Raw genomic sequence first — 12,258 nt, 5'->3', positions numbered from 1 at the left:
GATTAGGAGGGACGAGGTGGACGAGACCCTGGCGCGAGCGGGCATCTTCCAAGGGGTGGACCCAGCAGCTGCAGAGGCGCTGGCGACGACCCTTGAGACGGTGGAGTTCCCGCGTGGCCATGTCATCTTCGCGGAGGGTGAGCCGGGCGATCGCCTGTACATCATCCAGTCCGGCAAGGTGAAGATCGGCCGCAAGTCGCCGGACGGCCGCGAGAACCTGTTGGGGATCTTCGGACCTTCCGACATGTTCGGCGAACTGTCCATTTTCGATCCCGGCCCCCGCACGTCGACCGCGACGACGGTGACCGAGGTGCGCGCGGTGTCCATGGACCGCCCCGCGCTCCGACAGTGGATCACCAACCGGCCGGAGATCGCCGAGCAGCTGCTGAGGGCCCTGGCCCGCAGGCTGCGCCGGACGAACTCCATGCTGGCCGACCTGATCTTCACGGACGTGCCCGGCCGCGTCGCCAAGGCGTTGCTGCAGCTCGCGCAGCGCTTCGGCTCGCAGGAGGCCGGTCTGCTCCGCGTCACGCACGACCTGACGCAGGAGGAGATCGCCCAGTTCGTCGGCGCGTCCCGCGAGACCGTGAACAAGGCTCTCGCCGACTTCGCGCACCGCGGCTGGCTGAGGCTCGAAGGCAAGAGCGTGCTGATCCTGGACCCGGAGCGCCTCGCGCGCCGCGCCCGCTAGCCGGTAGCCCGCCGGTCTTCCGCCCCCCTCTGCGTCGGGCGGTCGGCCGGCGAACACCGCTCTTCGAAACACAAAGGACCGGGCGCCACCCCCGACGTGGCGCACCGGTCCTTTGTGCTTGCACGGCCCATCCCCCGACGAACCGTGCTTCCCTTCCTCTGGCGCGCAGGCCCCGACCCTCAGGCCAGAGGTTGGTCTTTCGAGCGACGAGTCAACTTTCGCACGTCAGCACCCCGACTGCTCAAGCCCTTTCACCCTCAAGGACCTCGGGTGTGGCTGATTCGTTGCATCTTTCACCCGGTCATCCCATTCCTGTGACTCGATCGTTATCGTCGTGACCCTGCGCACCCGATCTGGTACATCCGTACCAGCTTTGGCATACTGGTACACATGTCCCACTCCGCTCGCCTGTCCGACTACCGTGCTGCCCTGACGACTCCCGGCATGCGCGGCCCCGTGGTTGCGTCTCTGCTCGCCCGCCTGCCCATCGCGATGGTCGGGCTCTCGCTGCTGCTCTACGTCGAGCGCGCGACGGGGTCGTTCGCGGTCGCCGGCATGGTCTCGGCGGCGGCACTGGTGGGCGTGGCACTCGGGTCCGTCGTCCAGGGCCGGCTGATGGACCGCTTCGGTCCCACCCGTCCCCTGCTCTGGGTGATCGGGCTGTTCGCCTTCTTCGTCACCGTCTCCGTGCTCTCCGTCGAGGCGGGGGCGTCGGTGTTCGTGCTGGTCCCGCTGGCCCTCGGCGTCGGCGCGACCGAGCCGATGGTGGGCTCGGCGTCGCGTGCGCTGTGGGAGCGGATGGTCCCGGCCGGCCCGACGCGGATGGCGGGCTACGCCTACGAGGCGATCAGCATGGAGGTCTTCTTCATCCTCGGACCGGGTCTCGCCGGTGTGCTGCTGGCCGCGCCGTGGGCGGGCACCGGCGTGGTCGTCGGCTCCGTGCTGATGGTCGTCGGCGCGCTGTGGTTCGCGTTCAACCCCGTCGTGCGCGCCTGGGGTCCCGTCAAGCAGGCGCCGCGCCCGTTGCTCGGTGCGTTCGCCTACCCCGGCATGCGCACCGTGGCACTGGCCGCGCTCGGCTTCGGTGTGACGATCGGCTTCGTCGAGGTGGCCGTGCCGGCGTTCGCGAAGGCCGCGGGCCACGCCTCGATGGGTGGCCTGATGCTGTCGCTGTGGTCGATCAGCTCAGTGATCTTCGGTGTGCTCTACGGCATGCGCCCGTGGCCGCGCCCGATGCACCTGCGCCTGCCGGTGCTGCTGGGCGGCTTCGCGCTGCTGGCGTTCCTGCTCGCGATCCCGGCCACGCTGGTCGGTCTCGCGGTGGCGCTGTTCCTCGTCGGCACGCTGATCACGCCGCAGTCGACCGCGCACTCGGCGGCGATCGAGCAGGTCACGCCGAACGGCATGGCTGCGGAGGCGTTCGGCTGGGTGATCACCTCGGTGACCGTCGGCCTCGCCATCGGGCAGGGCCTGTCCGGCCAGCTGATCGAGCACTTCGGCACGCGGCCCGCGTTCATCGCGTCGGGCGTTGCCGGGTTGCTGATCGCGCTGGCGGTCTGGCTGCTGCGCGGGACCGTGCAGCGTGGCGTGCCCGCCGAGGTGCCGGCGCGGTCCGAGATGGAGCTCGCCTCGCGCTGAGAAACGTGACGTGGGAGGCCGGCCTGGAGTGGGCCGGCCTTTCGCGTTCTCCGTGCTTGGTGCGGTGCCTCGCGCCGGGAACGAACGAAACGGAAGGCCGGTCCGGCGCGGGCCGGCCTTCCGCGCTTCTCAGGCCACCGAACGCATCGGCACCACGAGGTAGGTGAGCTCGACGCCGTCCTCGAGCGGCGGCGACGTCAGCACCGTCGAGCGCAGGCCGTCCTGGATCTTCAGCTCGATCCGCCTGCCCGCGAACGCCTTCAGCGCATCCGCGAGGTAGCGGGCCTGGAACGTCTTGGTCAGCCGGTCGCCCTCGACCGTGGCCTTGACGAACTCCTCCGACTCGCCCTGTTGCGGGTCGCTGCCCTTGACCCTGACCTCCGAGTCCTCGACCTGGATGGTCACGGCCTGGTGCGGGCCGCCGTAGGGCGTGGCTCTGCGGACGGCGCGTGCCAACGCGTCCGCGTCCACGAGCACCGTGCTGTCGATGACTGCCTCCAGGAGTCGGCGCGCCCGGTCGTCCGGGAACGGAGCGGCCAGCAGTGCGGTGGAGATCGAGTTGTGGCCCCAGGCGAGGCCGATGCGGTCCTCGTTCGCGTGCAGGGCGACACGGCCGTCGGCCTGCCGGGCTGCTTCGACGAGCGCCTTCGCAGGTACCAACAGGTCCAGTTGACCTTGTTGTTCCCACGGCAGTGTGGCGTAGGCCATGCGATAGCGGTCCGTGGCCATGACGTGCAGCTTCTGCTCGTCCGACTGGATCCGGATGCCGGTGAAGATGGGCAGCGCGTCGTCCTTGCTCGCCGCCCCCGCCACCGCCGCGATCAGCTTGAGCTTCGCGGCGTCGACGTGCCCCTGCAGCCGCGGCAGCTCCGGGACGCCGGGGTGGTGGTCCAGGTCGAGCAACGGGATCGCGAACCTCGAACTCGGCGTGCGGATCGCGAGCCGCTGGCCCTCGACCTTGAGCCGCACCTGCGGTTCGTCGAGTGCCTGGAGGGTCGCGGCCAGCGGCTTCGCCGGCACGAGCACCTCGCCCTCGGTGTGCACCGTCGCGGTGATGCTCAGGCGCACGCCGTGCTCCTGGTCGCTGCCCGCGATCTCGACGTCCGTGCCCGCGCGGAGCCTGACGCCCGCCAGCACCGGGTCGAGCACCCTGGTCGGCAGCAGCCGCGCCACCTCGGCGGCGGCACCGGCGAGCTCGGCGGTCGTGGCGGTGAGGTCCATGTTCTGGACGCTAGCGGGCACCCCTGACAATTTTGGACGGGTCAGCGCGTGCTGCGTGCCTCCGCCGCCCTGAGCGCGACCCGCGCCGACTCGGCCAACGCCGGGTCGCCGCCCTCACGCAGGTCCAACGCCCGCTGGAAGTGGGCGCGGGCCTCGTCGAACCGGCCCTCGTCGAAGTAGCACTTTCCCCAGTGCTGGTGCACGAAGTCGGCGATCTCGCCGCTGTCCGCGCACCGGGCGAACTCCGCGTGCGCCTCGGCGAACCTGCCCTGCCACTGGTGCACGTGCGCCAGCCTCAGCAGCGAGGCGGTCGAGGGGCGCAGCTCGAACGCCGTGGTGAGTGCCTGCTCGGCCAGGTCGAGCTGACCGAGCATGCGCGCGGCCACTCCGATCTGCGTCCATGCCTCGTGCGCGTCCGGGACCTCACGCAGCGTCTCGGGGTCGATCGTGAACCTCACGCACCGGCCTTGCTGCGCGCCAGGTCGATGATCCGCTGCAGGTGCAGCCCTCGCCGCACATCGCACTCGTGCGTGGTGGTGCCGCTGTGCACCATCGCCACGAAGTCGTCGAGCAGGTTCGTGAAGCACTCCAGCGCGGGGGTGTCCCGGTTGGTCAGGGTGCGATGGCCGTTCACCCCGAACACCGTGAGGTCCGCGAACGGCGGCTGCAGCGGCAACGACAGGCACAGCGAGACGGTGCTCGTGGCGCCGCCGGAGTGCTGCAGGATCAGCTGCCACAGCCCGGTGTCCGACACGTTCGCGGCCAGCACGTCGGTGACCTCGCCCAGGGCGGCGTCGAGCAGGTCGAACGCGTGCGGGCCCACGTCGTCCAGCGCGCCCTTGTCGTGGCGCCACGGGGAGTTCGAGAACGGGCCGTCCAGCAGCGCGCCGGAGATCCAGCGGCTGTCCGCGCCGGTCCAGCCGCCCGTGCGGTGCAGCTGGGCCAGCATCTCCTTGGTCTCCGGGGCGTAGCGGCGGGTCAGCACGACCAGGGACGCGACGCCGGCCTCCGCGACGGCATCGGCCAGTTCCGCCGCCACCTCGACGGACTCCGCGATCGGCTTCTCCAGCACGAGGTGCTTGCCCGCGCGGGCCGCCTCGATCGCCATCGGGCCCTGCACGCCCGGCGGCACGCAGAACGCCACGGCGTCCACAGTGGACAGCATCGCGGTGTAGTCCTCGAACGGTTCCGCGCCGAGGGAACCGGCGAGCTCGGCGGCCGCTTCGGGGCGGCGCGCCCACACGCCGGTCAGCCTGGTGCCGGGGTGGTTCGCGATTCCGGGGGCGTGGATCATCTGCGCCCACGGGCCGGCACCGACTAGTCCTACGCGCAGCTGTTCGTCCACTCGCCCATCCTGCCTCAGGAGTAACTGGCCTTGGGCACGAAGATCTCGCCGCCCTTGTCGAACTTCAGGCGCACGCCCGCGTCGGAGGTCTCCCGCTGCGGCTCGTGGCCCCACCCGCCGGGCACCGTCACGACGAAGCCGCGGTCCGCCGACGGACCGAGCCAGACCTCGTAGTGGGTGCCGCCCACGAGCCGGTCGACCTTCTTCACGTAGACGCCCGGCGCCTCGGTGGTCGGATCGACGCTGCTCACCGTCGTGGTGTCGGGCAGGAACATCACCACGCCCGCCACCGCGGTGAGGCCTGTGCCCATGACGGCACCGAGCAGGAACAACAGGATCTTCACCATGCAGCCGGAGACGTTCGTCGCCATCACACCATCCTCGAGTCAGCGCGGTCGTACGCTCGGAGGATGCCCGACGACATGACCTTGCCGGGAAACCTGGTACCCGCGAAGCCGGTCTCCCAACCCGTCGAACCCAAGGACGCCGTCACGGTGGTCCTGCTCCGCGACGGCGCCGAGGGCCTCGAAGCCTTCCTGCTGCGCCGGGTGAAGGGCATGGCGTTCGCCGGCGGCATGAGCGTCTTCCCCGGTGGGGGCGTGGATCGACGCGACGCCGACACGTCCGTCGCGTGGACCGGTCCGCCGCCGGAGTGGTGGGCCGAGATCTTCGACGTCGACGCGGGAACGGCGCGTGCGTTCGTGTGCGCCGCCGTGCGCGAGATGTTCGAGGAGTCCGGCGTGCTGCTCGCGGGCCCCGACGCCACGTCGGTCGTCGCGGACACGGCGAAGTACTCGGAAGCCCGGCAGCAGCTCGTCGACCGCGACATCTCCCTGGCCCAGTTCCTCACGGCCAACGACCTCGTCCTGCGCGCGGATCTCCTGCGGCCGTGGGCGAACTGGGTGACGCCGTACGAGGAGCCCCGCCGCTACGACACCCGCTTCTTCGTCGCCGCACTGCCGCAGGGCCAGAACGCGGACGGCGAGACGACCGAGGCGTCCGACGCTTCGTGGCAGACGCCCGCCGATGCCATCCAGGACGCTCAGGAGGGCCGCCGCATGCTCATGCCGCCCACCTGGCGCACCCTCGACGAGGTGGGCGCCCTGGGCACCGTCGAGAAGGTCATGGCCGAGGAGCGCAGCGTCGAGAAGATCATCCCCAAGCTGATCCGCGACGGCGACGTCATCCGGGTGGTGTTCCAGTGAGCGGTTCCCCGCTGATCGGCGCCCGCGCGGAGCACCCGCGTTACGGCGAACTCCGCCAGGTCACGCCCCATGCGGCCGTGCTGCTCGCGGACAACCCGTCCCCGATGACGCTCGACGGCACCAACACGTGGTTGCTCAAGGCCCCGGACGCCACGTCGTACGTCGTCGTCGACCCGGGCCCGCTCGACGAGGCCCACCTGAAGCGCGTCGCGGCCGTCGGCCCGATCTCGGAAGTCCTGCTGACCCACGGCCATCCCGACCACTCGGAGGGCGCCAGGGAGTTCGCGGAGCTCGTGAAGGCACCGGTGCGCGCGCTCGACCCGACGTTCACGTACGGCTCAGAGGGCCTCACGGACGGCGCCGTGATCACCAGTTCCGGGCTGGAGCTCCGCGTCCTGGGCACGCCCGGCCACACCAGCGACTCGCTGTGCTTCGTGATCGACGGCGAGGCCGTGCTGACCGGCGACACCGTCCTGGGCCGCGGCACGACGATCGTCGCCCACCCGGACGGGAAGCTCGGCGACTACTTCGAGTCGCTGAAGCTGCTGGCCGAACTGCCGGAGGGCACCGCGGTGCTGCCCGGTCACGGCCCCGAGCTCACCGACGCCGGGGAAGCCGCGCGCAGGTACCTGGCCCACCGCACGCAACGCCTGGAGCAGGTCCGCAAGGCCGTCGAACAGCTCGGCGGCGCACCGACGCCACGGCAGGTCGTCGAGGTCGTCTACGCGGACGTCGACAGGGTGCTGTGGCCCGCCGCCGAGTGGTCGGTGCGGGCCCAGCTGGAGTACCTGCGGACCGGTTACTGAGGCTGGTGGCCGTTGTTCGAGGCCCCGAACGCCGACTGACGCGACGACGAGCGGTCGATCTGCCAGCGGCCGCTGTCCGACCCCGGTGACCCGGTCTGCTCCCGCTGCGCCAGCTCCTCGTGCAGCTGCTGCAGCAGGGCCCGCTCGCGTTCGCTGAGGTTCGCGTCCACGGAGGACGGTTCACCGACCGGCTCGGCGAGAGCGGCCTGCAGGGCCGCCAGCTCGTCGGGCTTGAGCTCGGTGGTGATCTCGGCGCGGTTGATCGGCACGGGCTCGGGCAGCACCTCGTGCTCGGGCTCCGGCGCGACCATCGGGAGGCGCTTGACGGGCTTGGGAGGGAAGGGCTGCGAGCCCTCCAGCGCCGTCGGTGTGGAACGTGTGCGTCGTGAGCCGGTCTCTTCCAGTTGCTCCGGCGCCGGTGTCGGCTCGGCCACCGGCGCCGGAGCGGGAAGCTCCTCGGCCGGCTGGTCGAACCAGGCCTGCTGCTGGGCGACGTGGTCGGCCATCGGGGACGGGGACGGGGCACCGGAGATCGGCACCGCGCGCGACGCCGTCACCGCGGAGGCGTGGTAGTCGCTGAGCTGCACGCCGGTCGTCAGGACCTCGACGGCGGCACGGACGCCCGCCTTGCGCAGCACCGCGTCGACCCGGTAGGCGGTCGCGGGCGCGAAGCCCTGCGGACCGATGTCCACCAGCACCACTCGTTGCGGCAACGGACCCGGCGTGGAGCCCGTCGGCGACGAACGCCAGACGCACCGCACCGAGCGGATGTCCGGCAGCACCGACACCGCACGGGTCAGGTCGGCGGCGATGTCCGAGGCCGGGTCGGTCTCGGAGGTGAAGCGGTGCCGGACGAACGGCAGCATCTCGACCACCGGCAGGCGGTCGGTCAGCGCCCCGTCCGAGCGGACCTCGTGGAGGATCCACGTGATGGCGGCGCGCTCGTCCGGCAGCACCGGGATGCTGCCCGCGAGGAGCGTGCCGACGAGCAGCTCGATCGAGCGGTCCAGTTCTCCGACCGCGAGGAACTCGCGGGCCTGCGACAGAGCGGCGTCGTCCACGCGCCCGGCCATCGACAACAGGAGATCGTGGAGACGGACCGGCAGGCCGACACCGTCGTTCGTCACGTCAGTTCTCCTTAGCTCAGCACCAGGTGCTGATCGGACTCGGCGCCGGCGCACACCAGCTCCGATGCCGCCAGCGCCGCCCGGTGGTAGGGCGGCAGGTCCATGCCGGACGACACGACCTCGACGCACGGGTCGTGCTCGCCCAACGCCCGCAGAACGCGCTGCAGCTCGCCAGTCAGCCGGGCGTGGCCGGTGCTGGCCGCCACCAGCAGGACGCGGTTGATCCCTTCGGGACCGATGCGCCAGCAGGAGCGAACTTCACCGACCCCGTGCCGGCCTCGCAGCGTGGCACCGAGGACGACGGTCGCGGAATCCCCCATCGGCACCCGATCAGGTGATTCCGGGGAAAAGGTGTAGTCGGTGGCAGGCAGTTCGTCCAGTCCTTTGACCGAACTGAGGTATCCCGGTTCCGCCCCGTAGGGCACGAGCGCGTCCTGCAAAAGGCGCAGTTCGTGATCCGTCAGAGGGATGCGTCCGTGCAGAAGGGTGCGCGGCAACGAGCGCGCGAGCACCGCGTACGCGTCCGAGGCGGCCCAGTCCCGGTACCGCCACAGCAGGTCGTCCGGAAGGCGTCCGGCGAGCCGCAGCAGCAGTTCGTGGCACGTGTCCGACATGTCACACCCTTCAGCAAAAGCCAGAGCCCGGAACTCAGACCTCGACGATCAGTTCGATCTCCACCGGAGCGCCGATCGGCAGCTCGGCCACGCCCACGGCGGACCGGGCGTGCTTGCCCTCGTCACCGAAGATCTCGCCGAGCAGCTCCGAGGCACCGTTGATGACACCCGGCTGACCGGTGAAGCCCTCGGCGGAGGCCACGAACCCGACAACTTTCACGACTCGCTTGATCGAGTCAATCCCCACAAGCGCATGCACGGCCGCGAGAGCGTTGAGGATGCACGTCGCGGCGTACTGCTTCGCCTCCTCCGGGGAGACGTCGGCGCCGACCTTGCCGGTGGCGGGCAGCTTGCCCTCCACGAACGGCAGCTGGCCGGACGTGAACACCCACGGACCGCTCTGCGTGGCGGGCACGTAGGCGGCGAGCGGGGCGGCGACGCCGGGAAGCTCGATGCCGAGCTCCTTCAGGCGGTTGCTCCAGGTGGTCATGCCTTCACTCGCTTCAGGTACGCGACGTGCTGCTCACCGGTCGGGTTCGTCAGCACCGTGACCAGCTCCCAGCCGTCCTCGCCCCACTGGTCGAGGATCTGCTTCGTGGCGTGGATCAACAACGGCACGGTCGCGTACTCCCACTTCGTCATGCGCGGAGCCTAACTTGCCACCCGTGCGGCGCCTGCGCGGTTCCGCCACTGGGAGCTACCTTGATCACATGGAGACCTGGCGGATCATCGCCACCGCCCTGTTCGCGGCGGGTGGGCTGGTGATGGTGCTCGTCGCCATGGCGCAGGTGCGTGACCGCAAGCACAGTCAGCGCACCCAGGTCTGGCAGGCCGGGCTCATCGGACTCGTGGTCGTGGTGATCCTCACGGGCAGCATCGCGCTGTGGCTGCCGTCGGTCGTGGCCTGGGCGCTGGTCGCCGCCACCGCCATGGCCGTTCTCTTCCTCACCATGGTGGATTGACCGACCGATCCACCTTCGACCGATTTCACACATAGTCTGGACGTGTGACGTCGTGGACCGAGGAGCTGACCCGAGCCCGTCTGCACGTGGTCTCCGGCAAGGGCGGCACGGGCAAGACGACGGTCGCGGCCGCGTTGGCGCTCGCGCTGGCCACCGGCGGGCGCCGCGTGCTGCTGGTGGAGGTCGAGGGCAGGCAGGGCATCGCCCAGCTCTTCGACCGGGCCCCGCTGCCCTACTCGGAGGAACGGATCGCGTCCGCGCCGGGCGGCGGTGAGGTGCACGCGCTCGCGGTCGACGCGGAGGCCGCGCTCCTCGAGTACCTGGCGATGTTCTACAACCTCGGCTTCGCGGGCCGGACGCTGCGCAAGATGGGCGCGATCGAGTTCGCGACCACGCTCGCGCCGGGCCTGCGCGACGTGCTGCTGACCGGCAAGGTCAAGGAGTGCGTGAACCGCACCGGACCCGACGGCCGCCACCTCTACGACGCCGTCGTGCTGGACGCGCCGCCCACCGGGCGCGTGGTCAAGTTCCTCGACGTCACCAAGGCCATGGCCGACCTCGCCAAGGTCGGGCCGATCAAGGGGCAGAGCGAGGGCGTCGTGCGGCTGCTGCACTCCGGCGACACGGCGGTGCACCTGGTCGCGCTGCTGGAGGAGATGCCGGTGCGCGAGACCCTGGACGCCGTCGTCGACCTGGACGGCGCCGACCTGCGTCCGGGCGCGGTGCTGGTGAACCGGGTCCAGCCGGCGCGGCTGCCCGCCCGGTCGCTGCCGGTCGCCGCCGAGGGCAGGCTCGACGAGTCGCGGGTGCGCGCGGGGCTCAAGACCGCCGGACTCGACCTCGACGAGTTCACGCTCGAGGGTTTGGTCGACGAGACGGTGGAGCACGCCATCCGGGTGCAGTCACAACAAGAGGCCAAGGAACTGCTCGGCGAGTCGGACCTGCCGACGCTGGAGCTGCCCGACCTGACGGACGGGGTGGACGTGGCCGCGCTGTACGAGCTGGCCGAGGTGCTGGTCGCGGCGGGGGTCCGATGAACAAGCTCGAGTTCGACCCGTTGCTCGACGACCTGGAGACGCGCGTCCTCGTGTGCTGCGGCTCCGGCGGCGTGGGCAAGACGACGACCGCGGCGGCGCTGGCGTTGCGCGCGGCCGAACGCGGCAGGCGCGTGGTCGTGCTGACGATCGACCCGGCGCGGCGCCTCGCCCAGTCGCTGGGTCTGCGGGAACTGGACAACCACCCGCGCGAGGTCGTCGTGGACGGCTTCGAGCCCAAGGGCGAGCTGTTCGCGATGATGCTCGACATGCGTCGCACGTTCGACGACATGGTGCTGACCCACGCGGGTCGTGACCGGGCCGACCAGATCCTGTCGAACCCCTTCTACCAGACCATTTCCTCGTCGTTCTCCGGCACGCAGGAGTACATGGCGATGGAGAAGCTGGGCCAGCTGGTGGCACAGGACGAGTGGGACCTGATCATCGTCGACACCCCGCCGTCGCGGTCGGCGCTCGACTTCCTGGACGCACCGCAGCGGCTCTCGACGGTGCTCGACGGCAGGTTCATCCGGATGCTGTCGGCTCCCGCGCGCGCTTCGGGCCGCGGGTTGTTGAAAATTGTAGGAACTGGCTTCAGTCTTTTCACGCGGGCCGTGTCGACGATCGTCGGTGGCCAGCTGTTGCAGGACGCGTCGACTTTTGTTCAGGCCTTCGACAGCATGTTCGGCGGATTCCGCGAGCGCGCCCAGCGCACGTACGAACTGCTCCGCTCGCCCGGAACCGGTTTCGTGGTGGTGGCCGCGGCGGAACCCGACGCATTGCGCGAGGCGAGCTATTTCGTGGAGCGGCTCAGCGCCGAGAAGATGCCGTTGTGCGGGCTCGTCGCGAACAGGACGCACCCCGTGCTGGCGGCGGACCTGCCCGCGGCGAAGGCGCTCGCCGCAGCGGACGACCTCGACCGCTCCGGTGACGCGCCGCTCGCCGCGGCAGTGCTCCGGCTGCACGCGGACCGGGTCGCAGTCGCCGATCGAGAGAAGCGGCTGCTGGCCCGGTTCACGCGTGCCCACCCCGGCGTTCCGCTGGTCGGCGTGCCCGCCCTGCCTGCTGACGTGCACGACCTGGACGGCCTACGAGAGATAGGCCGTCGCCTCGCCGGTGACTGACTAACCGACCCGTGTGTCCTCGACGTGGTCCTGACGGGCGTTGTCGAGAAGTTCGAGCCACGAGTCGACGTCCGGACGGCGGCGCAGCAGAGCACGGCGTTCGCGCTCGGTCATGCCTCCCCAGACCCCGAACTCGATCTTGTTGTCGAGCGCTTCGGCCAGGCATTCCATGCGCACCGGGCAACCCAGGCACACGAGCTTCGCCTTGCGCTGCTCCGCACCTCGGACGAAGAGCTGATCCGGCTCTTCGTCACGGCACGAAGCGTTGATACGCCAATCCCCCTGGTTCATATCCCCCACTCCTCAGTGCTGTCCAAATGTGGAAATCCGCCACACCCCTGCCACGGATGCCGTAGCGTTCGAGCTACGGCTGCATTCCTTGGACGTTGACGGACTGTAGTGCCGTTCGGTTCCCTGTCCAAGCCTGGGTCACCCGACTGTTACCTGTCGTGCGTATGACTACTCATGCTGAGTAACGACACTTACTGATC

At 70.3% G+C, this 12,258-nt stretch carries 16 protein-coding genes; 7 read left to right on the top strand and 9 right to left on the bottom strand.

Annotation, left to right across the window (positions count from 1 at the left end):
* Positions 1 to 16 precede the first annotated feature (16 nt).
* Positions 17 to 691: a Crp/Fnr family transcriptional regulator gene (locus PV646_RS12360; RefSeq protein ID WP_030477589.1), complete on the top strand. Its 675-nt coding sequence runs from the start codon at positions 17 to 19 to the stop codon at positions 689 to 691.
* A gap of 390 nt (positions 692 to 1,081) precedes the next feature.
* Positions 1,082 to 2,329 carry an MFS transporter gene (locus PV646_RS12355; protein WP_500341547.1) on the top strand — a complete coding sequence of 416 codons (1,248 nt, stop codon included), beginning with the start codon at positions 1,082 to 1,084 and terminating at the stop codon, positions 2,327 to 2,329.
* Between the two features lie 129 nt (positions 2,330 to 2,458).
* Here the strand turns inward: PV646_RS12355 and dnaN are convergent, their stop codons facing one another.
* Genes dnaN through PV646_RS12335 form a run of 4 tightly spaced genes read right to left on the bottom strand, consistent with a single transcriptional unit; the run spans position 2,459 to position 5,266 of the window.
* Positions 2,459 to 3,550 carry a DNA polymerase III subunit beta gene (gene dnaN / locus PV646_RS12350; protein WP_500341546.1) on the bottom strand — a complete coding sequence of 364 codons (1,092 nt, stop codon included), beginning with the start codon at positions 3,548 to 3,550 and terminating at the stop codon, positions 2,459 to 2,461.
* Between the two features lie 41 nt (positions 3,551 to 3,591).
* Complete coding sequence (locus PV646_RS12345; RefSeq protein ID WP_500341545.1) at positions 3,592 to 4,008, bottom strand: tetratricopeptide repeat protein; 417 nt, start codon at positions 4,006 to 4,008, stop codon at positions 3,592 to 3,594.
* On the bottom strand, positions 4,005 to 4,895 hold the full coding sequence (locus tag PV646_RS12340; protein WP_500341544.1) for a Gfo/Idh/MocA family protein: 891 nt from the start codon (positions 4,893 to 4,895) through the stop codon (positions 4,005 to 4,007). The genes PV646_RS12345 and PV646_RS12340 overlap by 4 nt, the downstream gene beginning before the upstream one ends.
* A gap of 14 nt (positions 4,896 to 4,909) precedes the next feature.
* Complete coding sequence (locus tag PV646_RS12335) at positions 4,910 to 5,266, bottom strand: hypothetical protein (RefSeq protein ID WP_500341543.1); 357 nt, start codon at positions 5,264 to 5,266, stop codon at positions 4,910 to 4,912.
* A 39-nt stretch (positions 5,267 to 5,305) separates the two neighbouring features.
* Between PV646_RS12335 and PV646_RS12330 the strand changes: the two genes are divergently transcribed.
* A complete protein-coding gene (locus PV646_RS12330) occupies positions 5,306 to 6,100 on the top strand; it encodes an NUDIX hydrolase (RefSeq protein ID WP_500341542.1) in 795 nt (264 codons plus the stop codon).
* Positions 6,097 to 6,906, top strand: coding sequence for an MBL fold metallo-hydrolase (locus tag PV646_RS12325; RefSeq protein WP_500341541.1), 810 nt, complete (start codon positions 6,097 to 6,099; stop codon positions 6,904 to 6,906). Before PV646_RS12330 ends, PV646_RS12325 begins: the two co-directional genes overlap by 4 nt.
* Here PV646_RS12325 and PV646_RS12320 read toward each other — a convergent pair.
* Genes PV646_RS12320 through sp36 form a run of 4 tightly spaced genes read right to left on the bottom strand, consistent with a single transcriptional unit; the run spans position 6,900 to position 9,289 of the window.
* On the bottom strand, positions 6,900 to 8,033 hold the full coding sequence (locus PV646_RS12320) for a hypothetical protein (protein WP_500341540.1): 1,134 nt from the start codon (positions 8,031 to 8,033) through the stop codon (positions 6,900 to 6,902). The two genes, PV646_RS12325 and PV646_RS12320, sit on opposite strands and share 7 nt — an antisense overlap.
* An 11-nt stretch (positions 8,034 to 8,044) precedes the next feature.
* On the bottom strand, positions 8,045 to 8,647 hold the full coding sequence (locus tag PV646_RS12315; protein WP_500341539.1) for a hypothetical protein: 603 nt from the start codon (positions 8,645 to 8,647) through the stop codon (positions 8,045 to 8,047).
* Between the two features lie 34 nt (positions 8,648 to 8,681).
* Positions 8,682 to 9,137: a RidA family protein gene (locus PV646_RS12310; protein WP_500341538.1), complete on the bottom strand. Its 456-nt coding sequence runs from the start codon at positions 9,135 to 9,137 to the stop codon at positions 8,682 to 8,684.
* Positions 9,134 to 9,289, bottom strand: coding sequence for a Sp36 family protein (gene sp36, locus PV646_RS12305; protein WP_086668176.1), 156 nt, complete (start codon positions 9,287 to 9,289; stop codon positions 9,134 to 9,136). The genes PV646_RS12310 and sp36 overlap by 4 nt, the downstream gene beginning before the upstream one ends.
* Before the next feature lie 68 nt (positions 9,290 to 9,357).
* Here sp36 and PV646_RS12300 point away from each other — a divergent pair, with 68 nt between their 5' ends.
* Genes PV646_RS12300 through bagB form a run of 3 tightly spaced genes read left to right on the top strand, consistent with a single transcriptional unit; the run spans position 9,358 to position 11,767 of the window.
* Positions 9,358 to 9,609, top strand: coding sequence for a hypothetical protein (locus tag PV646_RS12300; RefSeq protein WP_500341537.1), 252 nt, complete (start codon positions 9,358 to 9,360; stop codon positions 9,607 to 9,609).
* Positions 9,610 to 9,653: 44 nt separating this feature from the next.
* Positions 9,654 to 10,646, top strand: a complete 993-nt coding sequence (gene bagA, locus PV646_RS12295; protein WP_500341536.1) for an ATPase BagA — start codon at positions 9,654 to 9,656, stop codon at positions 10,644 to 10,646.
* Positions 10,643 to 11,767, top strand: a complete 1,125-nt coding sequence (gene bagB, locus PV646_RS12290) for an ATPase BagB (protein ID WP_500341535.1) — start codon at positions 10,643 to 10,645, stop codon at positions 11,765 to 11,767. The genes bagA and bagB overlap by 4 nt, the downstream gene beginning before the upstream one ends.
* Here the strand turns inward: bagB and PV646_RS12285 are convergent, their stop codons facing one another.
* Positions 11,768 to 12,058, bottom strand: coding sequence for a WhiB family transcriptional regulator (locus PV646_RS12285; RefSeq protein WP_189156389.1), 291 nt, complete (start codon positions 12,056 to 12,058; stop codon positions 11,768 to 11,770). It lies immediately after the preceding gene.
* Positions 12,059 to 12,258: the final 200 nt, after the last annotated feature.

Origin of the sequence: Streptomyces sp. ID05-26A (assembly GCF_033794685.1) — a bacterium.
Classification (GTDB): Bacteria; Actinomycetota; Actinomycetes; order Mycobacteriales; family Pseudonocardiaceae; genus Lentzea.
This window is presented reverse-complemented; position numbering and strand designations above follow the sequence as displayed.

What these genes read in the sequence shown, in the direction of transcription:
- PV646_RS12355 (WP_500341547.1), top strand. Translation starts at nt 1,082, where the DNA reads ATGTCCCACTCCGCTCGCCTGTCCGACTACCGTGCTGCCCTGACGACT.
- dnaN (WP_500341546.1), bottom strand. Translation starts at nt 3,550, where the DNA reads ATGGACCTCACCGCCACGACCGCCGAGCTCGCCGGTGCCGCCGCCGAG.
- PV646_RS12335 (WP_500341543.1), bottom strand. Translation starts at nt 5,266, where the DNA reads ATGGCGACGAACGTCTCCGGCTGCATGGTGAAGATCCTGTTGTTCCTG.
- PV646_RS12330 (WP_500341542.1), top strand. Translation starts at nt 5,306, where the DNA reads ATGCCCGACGACATGACCTTGCCGGGAAACCTGGTACCCGCGAAGCCG.
- PV646_RS12315 (WP_500341539.1), bottom strand. Translation starts at nt 8,647, where the DNA reads ATGTCGGACACGTGCCACGAACTGCTGCTGCGGCTCGCCGGACGCCTT.
- PV646_RS12310 (WP_500341538.1), bottom strand. Translation starts at nt 9,137, where the DNA reads ATGACCACCTGGAGCAACCGCCTGAAGGAGCTCGGCATCGAGCTTCCC.
- sp36 (WP_086668176.1), bottom strand. Translation starts at nt 9,289, where the DNA reads ATGACGAAGTGGGAGTACGCGACCGTGCCGTTGTTGATCCACGCCACG.
- PV646_RS12300 (WP_500341537.1), top strand. Translation starts at nt 9,358, where the DNA reads ATGGAGACCTGGCGGATCATCGCCACCGCCCTGTTCGCGGCGGGTGGG.
- bagB (WP_500341535.1), top strand. Translation starts at nt 10,643, where the DNA reads ATGAACAAGCTCGAGTTCGACCCGTTGCTCGACGACCTGGAGACGCGC.
- PV646_RS12285 (WP_189156389.1), bottom strand. Translation starts at nt 12,058, where the DNA reads ATGAACCAGGGGGATTGGCGTATCAACGCTTCGTGCCGTGACGAAGAG.